This window comes from Psychrobacter sp. BI730 (assembly GCF_013414195.1).
Lineage (GTDB): Bacteria > Pseudomonadota > Gammaproteobacteria > Pseudomonadales > Moraxellaceae > Psychrobacter.
The window spans coordinates 16,604-35,467 of sequence record NZ_JAATTV010000018.1 but is presented as its reverse complement, the minus strand read 5'-3'; the positions used below and the strand labels follow the sequence as shown (position 1 = coordinate 35,467).

At 43.3% G+C, this 18,864-nt stretch carries 13 protein-coding genes; 6 read left to right on the top strand and 7 right to left on the bottom strand.

The window, feature by feature from the left end; genetic code table 11:
* Positions 1-145 precede the first annotated feature (145 nt).
* The 3 genes from metH (at position 146) to HCZ91_RS12480 (ending at position 7,217) form a co-directional block, all read left to right on the top strand.
* Complete coding sequence (metH, locus tag HCZ91_RS12490) at positions 146-3,937, top strand: methionine synthase (RefSeq protein ID WP_179799632.1); 3,792 nt, start codon at positions 146-148, stop codon at positions 3,935-3,937.
* A gap of 198 nt (positions 3,938-4,135) precedes the next feature.
* Entirely contained in the window at positions 4,136-5,065 is a 930-nt protein-coding gene (locus HCZ91_RS12485; protein ID WP_101204954.1) for a bile acid:sodium symporter family protein, read from the top strand.
* A gap of 613 nt (positions 5,066-5,678) precedes the next feature.
* Positions 5,679-7,217 (top strand): hypothetical protein, encoded by a 1,539-nt coding sequence (locus HCZ91_RS12480; RefSeq protein ID WP_179799631.1) that lies wholly within the window; start codon positions 5,679-5,681, stop codon positions 7,215-7,217.
* A 67-nt stretch (positions 7,218-7,284) separates the two neighbouring features.
* On the opposite strand, the gene HCZ91_RS12475 is transcribed toward HCZ91_RS12480, so the two are convergent.
* The 6 genes from HCZ91_RS12475 to HCZ91_RS12450 form a co-directional block, all read right to left on the bottom strand.
* Positions 7,285-7,431: a DUF2256 domain-containing protein gene (locus tag HCZ91_RS12475; protein ID WP_179799630.1), complete on the bottom strand. Its 147-nt coding sequence runs from the start codon at positions 7,429-7,431 to the stop codon at positions 7,285-7,287.
* A gap of 45 nt (positions 7,432-7,476) precedes the next feature.
* Positions 7,477-7,638 carry a DUF2256 domain-containing protein gene (locus HCZ91_RS12470; RefSeq protein WP_179799629.1) on the bottom strand — a complete coding sequence of 54 codons (162 nt, stop codon included), beginning with the start codon at positions 7,636-7,638 and terminating at the stop codon, positions 7,477-7,479.
* A 68-nt stretch (positions 7,639-7,706) separates the two neighbouring features.
* Positions 7,707-8,678, bottom strand: coding sequence for a PD40 domain-containing protein (locus HCZ91_RS12465; RefSeq protein WP_179799628.1), 972 nt, complete (start codon positions 8,676-8,678; stop codon positions 7,707-7,709).
* Between the two features lie 318 nt (positions 8,679-8,996).
* On the bottom strand, positions 8,997-9,482 hold the full coding sequence (locus tag HCZ91_RS12460; RefSeq protein ID WP_179799627.1) for an META domain-containing protein: 486 nt from the start codon (positions 9,480-9,482) through the stop codon (positions 8,997-8,999).
* A gap of 390 nt (positions 9,483-9,872) precedes the next feature.
* Positions 9,873-10,979, bottom strand: a complete 1,107-nt coding sequence (locus tag HCZ91_RS12455; protein WP_179799626.1) for a lipase secretion chaperone — start codon at positions 10,977-10,979, stop codon at positions 9,873-9,875.
* A 46-nt stretch (positions 10,980-11,025) separates the two neighbouring features.
* A complete protein-coding gene (locus HCZ91_RS12450; RefSeq protein WP_179799625.1) occupies positions 11,026-12,102 on the bottom strand; it encodes a triacylglycerol lipase in 1,077 nt (358 codons plus the stop codon).
* Between the two features lie 295 nt (positions 12,103-12,397).
* Between HCZ91_RS12450 and map the strand changes: the two genes are divergently transcribed.
* Both map and glnD read left to right on the top strand, forming a co-directional pair.
* Entirely contained in the window at positions 12,398-13,192 is a 795-nt protein-coding gene (gene map, locus HCZ91_RS12445; RefSeq protein WP_179799624.1) for a type I methionyl aminopeptidase, read from the top strand.
* Positions 13,193-13,710: 518 nt separating this feature from the next.
* Positions 13,711-16,467: a [protein-PII] uridylyltransferase gene (glnD, locus tag HCZ91_RS12440; protein WP_179799623.1), complete on the top strand. Its 2,757-nt coding sequence runs from the start codon at positions 13,711-13,713 to the stop codon at positions 16,465-16,467.
* Positions 16,468-16,548: 81 nt separating this feature from the next.
* Here glnD and HCZ91_RS12435 read toward each other — a convergent pair whose 3' ends face one another.
* Positions 16,549-17,220 (bottom strand): hypothetical protein, encoded by a 672-nt coding sequence (locus HCZ91_RS12435; protein ID WP_179799622.1) that lies wholly within the window; start codon positions 17,218-17,220, stop codon positions 16,549-16,551.
* Between the two features lie 261 nt (positions 17,221-17,481).
* Here HCZ91_RS12435 and dapC point away from each other — a divergent pair, with 261 nt between their 5' ends.
* Complete coding sequence (gene dapC / locus HCZ91_RS12430) at positions 17,482-18,711, top strand: succinyldiaminopimelate transaminase (RefSeq protein WP_179799621.1); 1,230 nt, start codon at positions 17,482-17,484, stop codon at positions 18,709-18,711.
* Positions 18,712-18,864: the final 153 nt, after the last annotated feature.

Below are 18,864 nucleotides of genomic sequence, written 5' to 3'. Positions count from 1 at the left end.
GCCAAAGAGGAATATGCAGTATCCCTATGTAGCAAACTTTTCATGCTAAAATAATGCAAATTTGCGGTCCTCTTCGTGAGACTCTGCACGCTACTGGTTTGTTATTCCTTCTTTTTTTAATAATTACGATATAAGCAGCACACCTATGATTCCAACGACGACCTCACCAACCGATTCCGCCTCTAACTCCTCATCCGCTAATGACTTTATATTAACGCCGCCTGCTGTATTTCCTTTTAAAGAGCAGCAGCTAACCGCACGTGCACGTATCACTGAGCAAATGGCATCACGCATTTTGATGTTAGACGGTGCGATGGGTACGCAGATTCAGACTTATAAACTAGAAGAAGCGGATTATCGTGGTGAGCGTTTTGCCGATATCGACCAAGATGTACGCGGCAACAACGACCTGCTGGTACTGACTCAGCCGCACATGATTAAAGACATTCATCACGATCATCTGCTAGCGGGCGCTGATATCATCGAGACCAATACCTTTAATGGTACGCGTCTGTCGATGGCTGACTATGATATGCAGTATCTAGTGCCAGAACTAAATAGGACAGCGGCCAAGATTGCTCGAGAAGCGGCTGATGAATTTACCGCAAAAACGCCTGAGAAACCGCGCTTCGTTGCGGGTGTTGTGGGTCCGACGTCACGTACGTGCTCGCTATCGCCTGATGTCAATGATCCTGCGTTTCGTAATATTACCTTTGATGAGTTGGTACTCAACTACCGTGAAGCGACCTTGTGTCTGATAGAAGGCGGCGTCGATATCATTTTGATTGAGACGATCTTTGATACGCTAAATGCCAAAGCCGCGATATTTGCGATCACTGGTGTGTTCGATGATATTGGCTTTGAGCTACCAATCATGATTTCGGGTACGATTACCGACGCGTCAGGTCGTACGCTATCGGGTCAAACGGCCGAGGCGTTTTATAACTCTATCCGCCATGCCAAGCCATTATCGGTTGGCTTTAACTGTGCGCTAGGTGCTGATGCGCTGCGCCCACATATTCAGACATTGTCAAACATCGCTGATACCTTTGTCTCTGCGCATCCAAACGCTGGTCTGCCCAATGAGTTTGGTGAGTATGACGAAACCGCTGAAGAAACAGCTGCCCTACTCGAAGGGTTTGCCAAAGCGGGTATCTTAAATATCGTCGGCGGCTGCTGTGGTACGACACCTGAGCATATCCGTCAAATCGCTAAAGTCGTGGCGAACTATCCACCGCGTGTTATTCCTGAGATAGCCCCTGCCTGCCGCTTGTCTGGTCTAGAGCCATTTACCATCAATTCTGATAGCTTGTTTGTCAATGTCGGTGAGCGTACCAACGTTACAGGCTCTAAAAAATTCCTACGTTTGATTAAAACCGAGGCCTATACCGAAGCACTCGATGTCGCGCGTGATCAGGTCGAGGGCGGCGCGCAAATCGTCGACATCAATATGGACGAAGGCATGCTTGACTCCAAGCAGGCGATGATTCACTTCGTCAACTTGGTTTCAGGCGAACCAGATATCAGCCGTGTACCACTGATGATTGACTCATCTAAATGGGACATTATCGAAGAAGGCCTAAAGCGTACGCAGGGTAAATCTGTCGTCAACTCTATCTCGCTAAAAGAAGGCCATGCTGAATTCGTTGAGCGTGCCAAATTATGCATGCGTTATGGTGCTGCGATTATCGTTATGGCATTCGATGAAGACGGACAGGCTGACACTTACGAGCGCAAGATTGAGATATCTAAGCGCAGCTATGATGTACTGGTCAATGAAGTGGGCTTCCCATCAGAAGACATTATCTTCGACCCCAATATCTTTGCCGTTGCCACGGGTATCACCGAACATAATAACTACGGTGCTGACTTTATCAATGCCACGCGCTGGATTACGGAGAACCTACCGAACGCGATGGTCTCAGGCGGCGTATCCAACGTCTCGTTTAGTTTCCGTGGTAACCCAATCCGTGAAGCGATCAACTCCGTATTCTTATACCACGCGATCAAAAACGGCCTGACCATGGGTATCGTCAACCCAGCCATGCTTGAGCTGTACGATGATATTCCAAAAGAAGCCCGTGACGCTATCGAAGACGTCATGCTCAATCGCAATCAAGGTGAAACTGGTCAAGATGCGACTGAGCGCCTGATGACGGTCGCTGAAAACTACCAAGATGGCGGCAAGAAAAAAGACAGTACTGTCGATATGAGCTGGCGCGAAGGCACGGTAGAAGAACGTATCGCCCACGCACTGGTCAAAGGCGTGACGACCTTTATCGAAGCGGATACCAAAGAAGCATGGGAGAAGTACCCTAAACCGCTAGAAGTCATCGAAGGGCCGCTCATGGACGGTATGAATATCGTCGGTGACCTATTCGGTGCTGGTAAAATGTTCCTACCGCAAGTCGTAAAATCTGCCCGTGTAATGAAGCAATCTGTTGCATGGCTAAACCCATATATCGAAGCGGAAAAAGTCGAAGGCGAAGTCAAAGGTAAAATCCTGATGGCAACCGTCAAGGGCGATGTGCATGATATCGGTAAAAACATCGTCGGCGTAGTGCTGGGCTGTAACGGCTACGACATCGTCGATCTCGGTGTCATGGTGCCATGTGAAAAAATCCTCGATACTGCCATCGCAGAAAAAGTTGATATCATCGGTCTGTCTGGTCTGATTACCCCAAGTCTCGATGAGATGGTCTATGTCGCCAAGCAAATGCAAGAGCGCGGCATGACACTACCATTGATGATCGGCGGTGCAACGACGTCGAAAGCGCATACTGCCGTCAAGGTCGAGCCGCAATATCAAAACGATGGCGTCATCTATGTATCGGATGCTTCGCGCTCAGTCGGTGTGGTGACCAAATTACTATCAAAAGAACACCGTCAAGCGCTCATCGATGAGACACGCGAAGAGTATGTCAAAGTGCGTGAGCGTCTGGCTAAGCGTCAACCAAAAGCTGCCAAAGTCACCTATGCCGAATCAGTCAAGATTGGCTTTCAGTATGATTGGGAAACCTATGTGCCACCAGTGCCAAACAAGTTAGGACAAGTGATATTGGATGACTATCCAATCGCGAATCTGCTGCCTTATATTGACTGGACACCATTCTTCATCTCTTGGGGTCTGACCGGTAAATACCCGAAAATATTGCAAGATGATGTGGTTGGTGAAGCGGCTCGCGATTTGTTTGAAAATGCAGAAGAGCTACTACACAAAATGATTGAGGAGAAATCAATCGTAGCGAAAGGTGTGTTTAAACTGATGCCAGCGCGCCGTACTGGCGCAGATACCGTCACTGTATATAACAATGACCCACAAAATGGTGGTAAACCGACCTACCAGTTTGAGCACTTACGTCAGCAAAGCGACAAGGCAAGCGGCAAGCCTAACTTTAGCTTGGCAGACTTCATCTCACCATCAGACACCCACACTGATCACTTGGGCGGCTTTACCGTCTCAATCGTCGGTACAGAAGCACTCGCTGAGCAATACAAAACAGCAGGCGATGACTATAATGCCATTATGGTACAGGCGCTGTCTGACCGCTTAGCTGAAGCCTTTGCCGAGCATCTACATGAGCTCATCCGTAAAGAGTACTGGGGCTATCAGCCGACCGAGTCACTCACCAATGATGAGATGATTAAAGAAAAATACGTTGGTATCCGCCCTGCACCTGGCTACCCTGCCTGTCCTGAGCATACCGAAAAAGGCAAGTTGTTTGACTGGCTTGGTACAGTAGATGCGATCGGTACGACTTTGACTGAAAGCTATGCAATGTGGCCTGCGTCATCGGTCAGCGGATTCTACTATTCACATCCTGACAGTGAATACTTCAACGTCGGAAAAATCAGCCGTGATCAGTTAGAGAGTTATGCTGAGCGTAAAGGCTGGGATATGAAAACAGCTGAGAAGTGGTTAAATCCAAATTTATAGTCGATTGGCTAATAAAGTTATAGAAACCTGATAGTTATTTTTTGGCTTACTTATTTAATATGGGTAAGCCATTTTTTATGGCGCATCCTTTATTTGTTATCAGCAAACTTATCGCTACGTTCATAGCAAAATACTTTTATCATTTACTGACAAGAACCATGCTAGATTATTGTCTACTTTATTATTTTGAGACAGGCTATGAATCAGATTGCATTACTTTCTAGTTGGATTGGCAAAACTTTTGCAATTTGGGCATTGGTCAGTGCTGTTTTGGGATTTATTTTTCCTGAATTTTTTGCCTCGTTGGCTTTTTTAATCGTTCCCATACTTGGCATCATTATGTTTGGGATGGGCATGACACTCAAAACGGAAGATTTCCTAGAAATTGTCAAACGACCAAAGCCTGTACTGGTAGGGCTATTAGCACAGTTCACGCTCATGCCTTTGATCGCTTACCTATTAACGGTCATCTTCAACCTTGATCCTTTAATCGCAGTCGGTGTTATCTTGGTAGGTTGTTGCCCGGGTGGTACTTCTAGTAATGTGATTACGTTCTTAGCCAAAGGTGATGTGGCATTGAGTGTGGCGATTACCTCTATCTCTACCCTGCTTGCGCCTTTTCTGACCCCGATTCTATTAAATGTGTTTGCTGGTCAGCTGATCGACATCGACCTAGCCAGTATGATGATGACCATTACGAAAATCGTTATCTTGCCCATATTACTGGGTGTTATCTTTCATAAGTTTCTGGGTAAAAAGATCGAGTTCGTCACCGAGGTATTACCGATGGTGTCGGTATTGGGTATCTCTATTATTATAGCGGCAGTGGTGGCAGTATCTAAAGCGACTATCTTAGACAGTGGTGCAATCGTCTTTATCGTGGTTGCCTTACATAATATGATGGGTTATACCTTAGGATATGTAATCGCTCGTTTGTCCGGCTTTACGGAGAAACAACGCCGCGCCATTATGGTAGAGGTAGGCATGCAAAACTCTGGTCTGGGCGCTGCCCTTGCGGCAACTTATTTCAATCCTGTCGCGGCCTTACCTAGTGCGATATTTAGTGTCTGGCATAACTTTAGTGGCGCGTTGGTTGCGAATATTTTTGCTAAAAGAGATGCTAAGTAAGCCATAGTTTCTCTTATTTGCATTCAAAGAGTAAACATTTCAATGTCGGTAAGACAAGCTGCGATCAGTTAGAGAATTATATGTCGCGTAAAGACTGGGACATGAAAACGGCTGAGAAGCGGTTAAATTCGAATCTATAAAACTAGATGATTTATTATGCAATGATTTTCTGAAAAATACATGTAGCTATAGAATTTAAATATACCATCTCCTCTATCTATTTCATGCCATAAAAAATGTAGTAGAAAAAGTGATGGTATTTTATTGTGTATATTTTATACCTTCTAAATATATATTATTACCACTCACTATCTCACACCTATGAATATCCAAAACAGAAAGCTCTCTCAATCAGTCCTACTTGTAGGATTTCGCTAACCAATTTAGTTTTAATAATTCCCTTTTTCTTTCGTGTCCCACTCCTTTGATAACCAACTTTCCTATTTTACTCATTTAAAAAATACTTTTTGGATTGGATTAACCAAAAAATGTTTGATATATTCGTAAATAACAATTTATATATTCTTTATTTAAAATATAATAATAAGGGGGTGTGGGGCACTGATATTTGAGCTAAGTAAGATTTTATCTTTTAAATCAAGGAGCGATAAAAATGAAATCATTTAAACTAGCACTATTAGCCATAACAACTGCACTCATTTTACAAGGATGTGGTGAAGACTCTGATTCTGATGAATCACCAACATCGCCGCCTGATCAACCAGATATCACACAACCTGATCAGCCGGATATCGATACCGAAATCGTTGGAATGTGGAGTAGCGACGATGCTGGTAACGACTTATCAGTGATTGTCTTTACAGATGACGGTAATTATGTACAGACTCAAGTCAATGCCAGTCGCTCAAAGAGTGACCCTGAAAATGGTATGGAGTCAGGAACGTATAGCATTGATAGTAAAACAGGTAAACTCACCGCTACACCTATTTTTGACAAGAACGGTAACGCTGGATTATCAGACGCTCCCAATCCCTCTGCTAAAGTAGTGAATGGCAAGCTTATCCTCGAAGTCGATGAAAACGACAATGGTATCATTGATAGTAATGAAATCTACAGATTCTCAGAGGTCAAACCTGAAGGCATCTTAGGATCTTGGAGCTTTGATAATGCCGATGAAGATGAACTAGTCGGAGTGGCTTTCTTAGAAAACAATACTTATATCTATGTGCAAGTGGATGACACTGGTTTAACCAGCAATCCCGAAAATGGCATGGAATGGGGTACTTATGCTATCAACACTACGACTAAAGCGTTAACAACCACACAGTTTTATGACGACAATGATGGAGTTGGATTATCAGAATCGCGTACCCGTTACGCGCGTGTGACTGGTGACACCGATCTTACCATTGAGGTTGATAACAATCAAAACGGGGTAATAGACGATAACGAGAAGTTTATGTTCTCAAGAAACGGGTCTAGTACCGTTGTAGACTCCAAAATGCTCTCAGGGCTGTGGCAAATGAAGCAGGGTAACGAAGAGCTAGTAAGCTTATCCTTTTTAGACGATGGCACTTATGTACAAACCCAAGTGACTGGCCCTACTTCATCAAGAAATGAAGACAATGGTATTGAGTGGGGTAAATACTCTTTAAAAGCCAATGATGAATTGGTCATTGATAAAATTATTTATGACGCTAACGACGATTCTGGTTTGTCAGATGATGTGCTAAGAACGGTGCAAGTCTCTGGTGATACACTGACGTTAGGTGTAGACGATAACGATAATAAGGTCATAGACGATGATGAGTCCTTTACGTTTGTTAAGGCCAAGTCTGAAAACGAGTTAGGCATTTGGAAGGCACAAGCAGGTCAGTTAGATGACGAGCTTGTACTGGTCGGATTCTTAGACAATCAGACCTTTTTTCACATAGAAGTAGATGAAGATCCACCTTTTGAAGATGGTACTGTACCACTCTCTGGTATGGACTGGAATCTCTATACTCTAGGTAACAATGGTCTATTTACCCTTGGACAGTCACTGTATACTAGTACTGGTGGTGATGATTTATCATTTTTTTATCAGATGAATGTTAAAGTCGCAGGTGACACACTCACCTTCAACGGCTATGAAGATCAGATGGAAGTACAAAATGACGATGGTGAAACGGTAATTTTTGATCGCCAGTAACTGTCAAAAATAAAAGTGCAAAAATAAAGTTCAGCTTATCAATGGATAGTCTGAACTTTATGTTGATCTAGTCATTTTTTGATTTACTCCGCCGACACCGCTCAGAACAATAAATCACCTGCTCCCAATCTTTCTCCCACTTCTTACGCCACGTAAAGGGGCGCTGGCAGACGGGGCAAGTTTTTTGCGGTAGGTTTATTTTTTTATGTGCCATTATTTGCTCCCATCTACTTCTAACTATTTGTGTTGTGGTGACATCTTACTTTTGATGATCTAGCCCTTCATACTTTTTAACACGGCGGCATTGGTCGGAGCAATAGACCATGCTATCCCAGTTCTTATCCAATTTTTTAGTCCAGCTAAACTCGCGCTCGCAGACAGGGCAGAGTTTTTTGCGAACGTTCTTTTTTTTGTGCGCCATACTTTTTTATCCTCAGATTTGTCTTATTTTTGAATTAAATATTAGAATTTCGATATGCGTTTAATACACTAACGACCCCATATCGGTGAGCGTACGACTCCACCATTTTGACCGCTAATGGCATAGCTGATATTACCTGACAGCGAATGGATAACTAGACTACCACCATTTTGGCTTGCTACTTGCCCGCCCACATTCAAACGGCGAGTTGGATAGACGGCATAATTGCCAGAGGGAGATAGACGTGCGGGTTCATCAAGCCCTGTTTCTGCCAAGTTGACCACTTGCCCAGTCATCAAGGTCATGACAGCCGCCTTGCGACCATTTAGATAAGCCATACGCTGACCATCTAAGCTAAGCTGAGGACTGGCCACATACCCATTTGTTGATACAGTTGTCGCATTGCCCGTAGCGAAGTCATAACGATAAATTCGCGGTCGTCCAGCACGGACTTTATCACTGGTATAGACAAAGCTCTTGCCATCGGCAGCATAACTGGGCTGTACCTCTGTACTCGGCAGAGTCGTTAACTGCTGGGTCTTACCATCACTCAGACGCATTTTATAGATATCAGCATTACCACCGACAGTAGAGCTATAGAGCAAATCTTGACCATCGGGTGAAAATGACGCTGACATATTGCTGCCTTCAGCATTTACCACTAGGTTGCGCGTATTGCTACTACGATCATAAATATAAATTTTGGGATGCTCACGCGGGGCTTGTTTGCTATAGGCAAGCAGTTGTCCGTCTGCCGACCATGCTGGCGCATAGATATAGCCATTAAGCTGATCGATTAACTGACGATCGCTACCGTCAGGACGGATACTATAAAGTGTCGATACTTTCGCTGTACCTGCGCCCTGCTCTTCTATATAGGCAATATATCCTTGGCGATCAATCACTGGCATACGTGCAGTCAGCGGACTGGTCTCAACTGTACTGGTTGGCTTTTTTACTGAGGTATTAGGTAATGTCTGACAGCCAGTGAGGACGGTAACTATAGCTATCGTAGTAATGACTTTTACGGTTTCAAACATAGCGTGGTATCCAATAGATCCTAATGATAAGAGTATTGTGAATAATTAAAAAATTATCGTCACTGTTGCCGACTCAACGCCATAGCTAATATCTTACGATATCAAAGGTATTATAGGGTTATTGCTCTAGTGTAGCCTAAACTGAGTCAAACTTTGGATAAAAAAATGCCCCACTTGATAGCGAGGCATTTTGCGTTACAAGAAGAGTAGCTTTAAATGAGCAACTTTAAATGAGCAACTTTAAATGAGTAACTTCAGACAAGTAACTCTAATTGCTTAAGCTCACGAACCAGTCAAACTGTTTACTCGATCATTAAGCTACTTTGCAACGGCTTTAAAATAAGCGACTTGATCATTATTTTTAATAGTCAAAATAGGCACATTGTTGGCATTCTTACTAAGGCTATATTTACCTTTTACAGTGGCTAATGCAGTAGTGTCAAAGCTAGCTTGCGGTTCAGGACATGCCATCATAGTACTGATGCCGTTTTTAATCTCGACTTCACCATTTGCAACGCTATATCCAGCGCCCATGTTATTACAGGTATTCATAAATGCCACGTAACCTCTACCGTTATCATTCATAAAATTTAACGTTAATGGCTTGGCTGGGTCAAAAAATAGCTGCGTTACTTTATCGCCATTGCTGCGTTTAGCATCAACTAGCTGCCAGTTATGCGCTTGCAAGACATCTGCAGTGATTGGTTGGTTAACTGGCGCAGGCAAATTCGTCGTCTGACAACCTGCGGCAAGTGTGCCAATTGCCAATGTCGCGGCCATCATTACTTTAGTCATATTCTTCATTTCAACTCCTCGCTTTATTGCATCTGATACTTTTACTAAACACACTATCTGCTTGAGCCCTCAGCGCTAATAGACAGGCGGTAAGCTCTAATAAACATAGTAAAAGCTCGGACTTATTATGATTCATTTATTGTTTTATTTAATGCTCTAAACAATGACAATATTGTTCATGACTCATAGGGAGGTGTCATCATAAACTGGGTAGTTATTCGGAATGTATTTTGTACTACTTTGCAAATATCTAGCTACTTGCCCTTGCCAGTACCTAAATGAGCTGCTAACTATAATCTTGCTCACTCTATCCATCCGTATCAATGATGATTATTGATGGTTATTGATGGTTATTGATGGTTATTGACGGTAGCTAGTGACAGTAATTATTGACGGTAATTAGGGATTATTCATAGCTTGCTGTCGTTGTAATGCCCCATAACCGTCTAAACGCTTACGCTCAGTGTCATTAAATAGTTGCTGTTCAAGCTGATTGATTTGAATTTGCGCTTGGGCTGCATCGACACCTTGGCTTAATAAGCGATTTTTTTGAGTTTCATACTGGGTGAAACGTTGGTCAAAATTAGCGTCTTCTTGATCTACTTGTGCCAGCCTTTCTGCTGCTGGTGCGCCTACTAGCTCTCGGCGCATATTATATAATTCCTCGGGCGTTGCACCGCGAGCTTTCATCTGTTCAGTGCGAGTCATCAACTCGCTAATATTGGCTTGTTGCATGATATTGCTTTTAGTAGCATTCTCTGGCAATCGACTGATATAGTCCTGACGGGCAGCTTGTTTCTGTGCATCAGACATTTGCTTATTTTGGTCAATTCTGACCATCTCTATACTATAATTATCGTAGTCATCCTCTGCGCCAAAAAATGCTGTGATAGTTGGCTTATCAAAGTACTGCTGTCGTAGATTAGCAATGTCTTGTTTTTGCTGGCCAACTGCATTCAAATCCAGCTCACCACTTTTGGTCGCCTGTAATTGCAAATTACCATAGCGCTTTTCTATCTCAGGAAGTGCTTTAAGATAAGCAACATATTGATTAAAAATAGTGACTGCTTGGCTAGCGGCAGGCTCTGGTGTGTGATGGCGAATATAACTCTCCACACGGGCAAATATAATAGCTTCTTCTTCCTCACCTAGGGCTGATAAAAAATAATCAAACAAACGCCGCAGACCTTCAGTGACGACCAACTGTTTATTTTCATCGATGATAATTTCACCATCAATCTGAGTACCCTTTAATGAGCGTGGTAAATTTTCTAATCCTGTAACAAATTGAGACTGGCTGGGTGGCGTTGTCGATTTCACAACTTGTCCCGCAGCCAGCTCAGTGGTCACTGACTCGCTACTCTCATTATTAGAGACGGAGGATTTGATTGAAGCTGAATTTACATCGTTACTAGGCTTGAACCACAAAATAACCGCCGCTGTGGCAATGATAACCACGGCGATGATAGCAATTGTTGCATAGGCTGGACGGCGGTTATTTGACATAAACGATATTTCTCAATCAATGAGCATTATTATTTTACAGTTCAGCTTATAGGTTGGCGTTTTTCAGACGGTTTACCTGAGTACGATAGATAGATTTTGGCTCAGACTCTCCCCATGCCGTCAGACCCAAGACTTGATCGGCGGAATCCAAATGGTTCATTCTATAATTATCACGAATCACATAGCCAAGACGACTTGAGCAAGCAGATACCAATCCATCGTTAGACTCACCTGCAAACGGTACGCCCGTTGCGGCTAATAGGTAATCGCTAGGGTCAAGTGCACTCGTTATTTGCCCAACACCGCTAAATGAATAGTACTTGATGCCATTGACCGCAGTACTAGTCGGCTGACCACAATAGTTTTTGGGCATTGCTGCAGGAAATTTGGCATTGAACTTAGCAGCACCATCGGTCGATAGAGCTACGAGCGCTTGCCAGCCATCTTGTTGTTGAATTTTATTGAAACTGATACCTGACCCAATATCTGTAAAGCCACCGATCAGATTAAACACACCTGATACTAGTTGAGTGGTGACATTAGATGGCTGTCCAGAAATATTATTTGGCTCAAGAACATTTTTAACAAAATCAGCGGTTTTTGATCCTTGCTCTGGGCTTGATACTGCGGTTACTGAGGCCACGTACTTTGGCGCGACGCCAGCGACATAACGGATATCTATACCACCTTGACTGTGTCCAAATAAGTTGACTTTAGACTCACCTGAAATGGCGGCAATGGTCTTGACCTGTTGTAGCAGTTGCTCACCTCGAACTTCGCTGTTATTGACTGCTGATGTTTTGGTGGTATATACCTCTGAGCCACCTTTCATCAAGTCTTCAGGAATCCCGTTAAAATAGTCAATGACTCCAAATAGCGTTGTGAAACCGCCAAGCCCGTGTGCTAAGACGACCGGATATTGAGTTTTAGTGTAACTAGAAGTGAAATATTTACTGTCCACCAACTTGCAACCGTTAGCATTGGCACAATTATAGTATTGTCCTGCAGCTTGAGCAGAAGTGGTTTGCATGGTCATTAGAAGCACACCAGCACTGATTGAACCCAGTATTGGTAAAAATGTCTTTGGTGTGAGAGCTGCACGAATGTACAAAGAAAGCGTCATAACAACATCCTTGTTATCATTAATTTGGTTATTTTCACTGCACAAATACAGTGAAAATTGCTGCTCATTCCGTTAGCAGGCAAATTTACATTACTTATATATTCTGCAACATTCAACTAATTTGTCAAAATATGAATATATTAGTCTGACTAATGAGTCATATAACCTTTAGCTACGCTGTAAAGCAATTATTATCAATGATAATGATAGGTTCACTATCACTTAACGTAAACGTGTCACTAGTACGTTTATGGTATAATCTACCCACAATGAACCCATAATTATAAGATATACGATGATGACTAAAAAATCTCTTATCCAGTCCCCAGAAGCCATAGAGAAAATGCGTGTGGCCGGCAAACTCGCTAGTGATGTGCTTGTGATGCTCGACGAGCATGTCAAAGTGGGTGTCAGTACCGAAGCGCTCAATCAGATCGCCCATGACTATATTGTTAATGTACAGCAGGCTATCCCTGCCCCACTTAACTATAATGGTTTTCCAAAATCTATCTGTACCTCAGTCAACCATGTTGTCTGTCACGGTATCCCAACTGAAAGCAAGCTGCTGAAAGATGGTGATATTATCAACATCGACGTGACTGTTATTAAAGACGGTTACTATGGCGATACCTCAAAAATGTGGATCGTCGGTAACGGCTCTATCATGGCCCAGCGTATTTGCAAAGTGGCACAAGATGCCCTTTATGCGGGTATGAGCGTTGTCAAAAACGGTGCTCGCCTAGGTGATGTCGGCGCTGCTATTCAGGCCGTTGTCGAACCTGAGCGCTTTAGTATCGTTCGCGAGTTCTGTGGTCATGGTATCAGTGATGAATTCCACCACGAGCCACAAGTCATGCACTATGGCAAAAAAGGCACTGGCTTTGAGCTAAAAACAGGTATGACGTTTACCATCGAACCTATGATTAACCAAGGCACGTGGCAAACTAAGATCTTGCCTGATGAGTGGACGGCGATTACTAAAGACCGCAAATTGTCTGCCCAATGGGAGCACACCATGGTCGTAACAGAGAATGGTTGTGAGGTATTTACTACTCGCCCCGAAGAAGATTTAAGTTTTTTGACGCAGTAGTACAATCAAAGATCGCTTAGGCGGTCTTTTTTTTGGTCTTTAATTAGGGCGTGTTTGATATTCACAAATAGGCACTGCTGATTGCTAAAACTGTTCTAGACAAGGCGTAAAACGACGGTAATGCTTGTGCCTTAACTAGGTTTACAACGCAGTATGGGGCAGTTTTAGCCTCAGCTCCAATATTAATAGAAGGAGACAGGACTATTTTTTGCCATTTCATTGTTAAAAATAGACGGTTAGAATGACTAAACTTACTATTTTTAACGTCGAACTGTCTAAAAAATAGTCTCTGTCAGTGCCATGGTTGAATATCAAACACGCCCTAGTCCATATTGAGTATTGTGCTTATAGGCGCTTTGTCTTTATACTCAGATGACCTGATAACTTCTATTGATATATTTATCAGCACCTTTATTGATAATTGCTATTCGTGACTTTTATTAGCCATTAGCACATTAGTTGCCCAATAGCGCTCAGCTTAAACGTTCTATTTCTAAACTCTTAACTGGATAACACTCATGTTTAATTGTGATATCGCCTCTGTTGATTTGACGCCTTTACCGATACTACCAAGTGAGGTGGCGACAGACTCATCCCCACTGTCAGCCAAAAATGTGACAGACAAGAACCTACTTGGCATTCCTGAATGGTTGGCCCAGATCAACGACGATATCAGCCGCTCACTAGAACGCGGCACCAATATTCGCCAACTGGTTGCAGCACGCGCTTGCGCTATCGACAGCCTATTGATTGCGTTGTTTAAATGGTTTGAGTTAGATAAGACTGATTTGGCATTTTTTGCGACTGGTGGCTACGGGCGCGGTGAACTATCACTCTACTCAGACATCGATATTTTGCTCCTGGCTCCTGGTGAAATAGGTACTGATGCCAGTAGTAAAATCGACAAACTGGTCGCTCTACTATGGGATATAGGACTAGAGCCTGCGCTCTCTGTACGTAGTGTCAATGATGCGCTAGAGGCTGCGCTTGATCATACGATTGCCAGTGCTCAGCTGGAGGCTCGACTCCTAATCGGCAACGAAGCATTGCAAGACATGCCTGCTCAAATCGTCAACAAACAGTGGTCTCCGCGCGCCTTTTTTGATGTAAAAATGGAAGAATCCAAAGCGCGTTATTTGCAGCACAATGCCACCGAGTACAACCTTGAACCCAATATCAAAACAGCACCGGGCGGGCTACGTGATATCCATATCATCGGCTGGGTCACTAAGCGTTATTTTCGCGTGAGCAAGCTATATGATTTAGTGCAACAGAACTTTTTGACCGAAAAAGAATTTGATGAGTTGAGCTTTGCCGAAGGGTATTTATGGCAAATTCGTCATTACTTACATGTACTGACGGGCCGTAATGAAAACAAGTTGTTATTTGATTATCAGCGCGAGATTGCTCAGTTAATGGGCTACGAGACCCAGCCTGACGACCAGCCTAACGCTGCGGTCGAACGGTTTATGCGCGACTACTATCGCTGTGCGATGCAGATATCAACACTGTCTGAGATGCTGACCAATCATTATTATGAAACGATCATAGAACCGCAGCTGCCGGACGATGAACGGCCAAAAAAACAGCCTATAAATGCGCGATTCAACCGTATTGGTAACCAAATTGCTATCGCACATCATCGAGTTTTTGCACAGCACCCTGAGTCTATCTTAGAGATGTTTTTATTGATGGGTCAGCATGGTATCGATAAAGTTCGTACCCATACTTTGCGCGCACTCAAAATTGCCGCGCGAGGCATCGATCAGATATATAGAGACAATCCTACTCACAAAGCATTGTTTTTATCGAACCTAAAAGAACAGAACTACTTATTTCATCGTCTACGTACCATGAATCGCTATGGAGTATTGGGTAACTATATTCCTGCGTTTGCGCAAGTTACTGGCCTTATGCAATATGACTTGTTCCATCGATATACGGTAGACGCGCATACCTTGTTTTTGATTAGAATTTTGCATCGATTTACAGATCCGACATTTCACGAAGAGTTCCCTCTAGTCAGCTCTATCTTTCAGCGTATCGAACGTAAAGAGATTTTGGTACTAGCAGCAATGTTCCATGATATTGCTAAGGGCCGTGGCGGCGATCATAGTGAACTTGGTCAAACCGAATCGATTGAGTTTTGCTTATCGCATGGTATGAGCTTGGCTGATGCGAATTTAGTCGGTTGGCTCACGCGCTATCACCTTCTCATGTCGATTACTGCACAGAAAAAAGATATCTCAGACCCTGAAGTGGTGACTATTTTCTCTGATCTCATCGGTAACGTGACTCATCTAAACCATCTGTATGTACTGACGGTGGCTGATATGAATGCGACTAACCCACAGCTATGGAACAGCTGGCGGGCGACCCTCATGAAACAGCTATACTCACAAACTCGGCGCATCTTGCGCGCTGATATCGATGCGCCCACCAATCGTCAAGATATGATTAGCGCCACACGCAAGCAAGCTTTGACGATGCTAGATAATGTCAATAACCAACATATGAACCGCGATGAAGTATTGCGTCTGTGGGATGACTTGGGCGATGAGTATTTCTTGCGAGAGATTGCAGAAGATATCTTATGGCATACCGAAGCTATTTTGAATCACCCACCGATTGGATTGGCCTCTAATGCTGACAGTCCACCGTTGGTCGTTTTGCGTGAACATCGCGAATTGGCACTTGATGCGGTACAGGTCTTTGTCTACACCCAAGATCAGATGAATTTGTTTGCCGTTACTATGGCAGTATTTGATCAGATGAATCTTGATGTTTTAGATGCACGCATTATCACAGCGACCCGTGACTTTGCTTTGGATTCTTATGTATTGCTAGATCCTAGTGGCACATTGCTGGTCGATGAGGAGAGCCAACAAGAGCTAAAACAACGCTTAATTGACTCGTTCAAAGACCCTACCGTACTTAAACTGACGAACAAGCGTATGCCGCGTCAATTAAGACACTTTGAAGTGAAAACGGTGATTAACTTTGAGTTCAATGAAGCATCAGGCCAGCACATCATGAGCTTAGAAACGCTTGATCAGCCAGGGCTATTGGCGCGAGTTGGGCAAGTTTTCTTGCAAGAGCAAATCGAAGTACATGCTGCGCGTATTACTACTCTAGGTGAGCGTGCTGAGGATATGTTTTCTATCAGTGATCAAAACGATAAGCCACTCTCACCTGATAGACTGGAAGCATTAAAGGAAGCGCTATTAGCCAGTCTTACCGTTCAGAAAGAGCATAATAGCGTAATATATTTTTGATACGGCTAGATAGTTTTGGTTAGCCATTATTTTGAATATTAACTAGCAAAAGTAGTCTGATAGTCATCATAGAAGTACGTTTTATAACGTACTTCTATAAGTTATCTCGCTAGCATGTTCGTTCAATTCATCGTCAGCAAGATCTGGCGGCAAAACACCTACTTCAGGTGGCTGCTGCTCCATGATTAATCGTCCAGCATCGACTTCTTTTTGTAGCAGACATTGCAAGCTTGCTAGGTGAAACTGTCCGTCTAGATAATCGTCTAATGCTTCTAAAGAGATAGGCGACTTGGCATGTACATCAGGGTACAGGCTATCCTCTGCCAAAATAATCATCTCGTTGAGCGCCTCTTCGCGCATCAGCTCATCGTTGTCTATTTTGCGCTGGAGTTTGTTTTCCAACTGGCCTTTAGCAGCAAGTGCGCTGACAAAAAATATGGTCTGTATCACAAACAAAGAGATGTATTGCCATAGCGGTAATGAAATACCAAATATATTATTGAGCAGCATCAAGGCCATTGCCACTACCACGTAGCCGACCAATTGCCATAACAGCCACATAATGAGGCTGTTTTCACCATACCAAAACATTTTCTTTTCTTGACGTTCGATCAGTTGTTGGCGCGCTTGCCACCAGCTCTGTTCACGCTCTTTTAGCAGCTTATACAGGTTAGAACGCTGCACACTGTTATCAAGTTTTTCATTATTGATATCTTTAGCGATGAGATCATCATTATTTAGCACACTAGACATATCAAACTATCCTTAAAACGATCTACCACTTTTGTGATGTAGTCATTTTTTATATTGTTATAGATTATAAATTATGAAAGGTTCAAAAGACTTTTGAGCGACTACCTATTTGGTAGTCATACAATGAATAGCTTACGTTTGGTAAATGCCTATTCACGATATAAGAAGAAAAGGACAAAAAATTAGAGAAGTGCTACACTGCTCTAATGTAAATTTTCTTTATAACTTTATTATTAATTGTCTATTATAGTTATCACACTTATGAATCACAACTTAAAGCATCTCCATCCTTATCCATTCGCAAAGATGGCAACCTTGCTTGCCGATAGCAAGCCTGCCAACGGTTACAGTGAAATAAAGCTCGGTATTGGTGAGCCGAAACATGAGCCCCCTGCATTTGTGCTGGACGTCCTACGCGAAAACTTGGACAAAATAAGTCGTTATCCAACTACAAACGGTATGTTTGAGCTACGCCAAACCATCGCCCACTGGTTAGAGAAGCGGTTTTTTCTTAATCACGTCGATGCCAATACTCAAGTATTACCAGTAATGGGCACACGAGAAGCGATTTTTAGCTTTGTACAAGCGGTCGTTGATCATGATGTAGCTGACAAAGAGAGCAATTCTTTAGCGTCTAATGCATCGCCTACGGTTGTCATGCCCAACCCGTTTTATCAGATATACGAAGGCGCTACGATATTGGCACAGGCAACACCTTACTTTGTCCCTTGTACATCAGATAATGACTACAAAGGTGACTATCGCGCGGTACCAAAAGACGTTTGGATGCGCACACAGCTCTTGTTTGTCTGTAGCCCAAACAATCCAACAGGCGCGGTCATGACAATGGATGATTGGGAATACCTTATTCGTCTGTCAGATCAGTACGGTTTCATCATCGCCAGTGACGAGTGTTATAGCGAGCTGTATTTTGGTACAGCACCGATTGGATTGCTCCAAGCTTGTGCGGCTCTTGGTCGCCGTGATTTCAAAAACTGTATCGTGTTCCACTCTCTATCCAAACGTTCAAACTTACCGGGTTTACGCTCTGGATTTGTGGCTGGTGATGCCAAAATTTTGCAGGCTTATTTGCAATATCGTACGTACCAAGGTTGTGCGATGCCAATACCTCATCAGCTCGCCTCTATCACTGCGTGGCAAGACGAAAAACACGTCGCTCATAATCGCGCGCTATACCAAGAGAAGTTTGCCCTATGGATGTCTGAGCTTGGGGAATTGCTAGAGTTACGTATGCCTGATGCTGGGTTTTACTTTTGGGTCAAAGTGCCTGAGCAGTTCGATGGTGACGATGAAATCTTTGTCAAAGCGCTGTATGAGCAAGCCAATATTCATGCATTGGCAGGACGCTATTTGTCACGTGAAGTTGATGGTCATAATCCTGGACAAGGTTATGTGCGTATCGCTCTGGTCGCCAGTGTCGATGAGAGCCGAGAAGCAATCAGTCGTATCCGCAAATTATTAGGTGCTTAAAGCTAATTAAAAAAGTTTAATGTAGCTGAGATAAATGTCGCAGTAGCAAAAAGCCTCCAATAACCCTATTTATATTGTGGTTATTGGAGGCTTTTTGTTTTATTAATGCTATAGTAAAGTATCTGCCGAAAATATGCCATCAAGGATGATGCC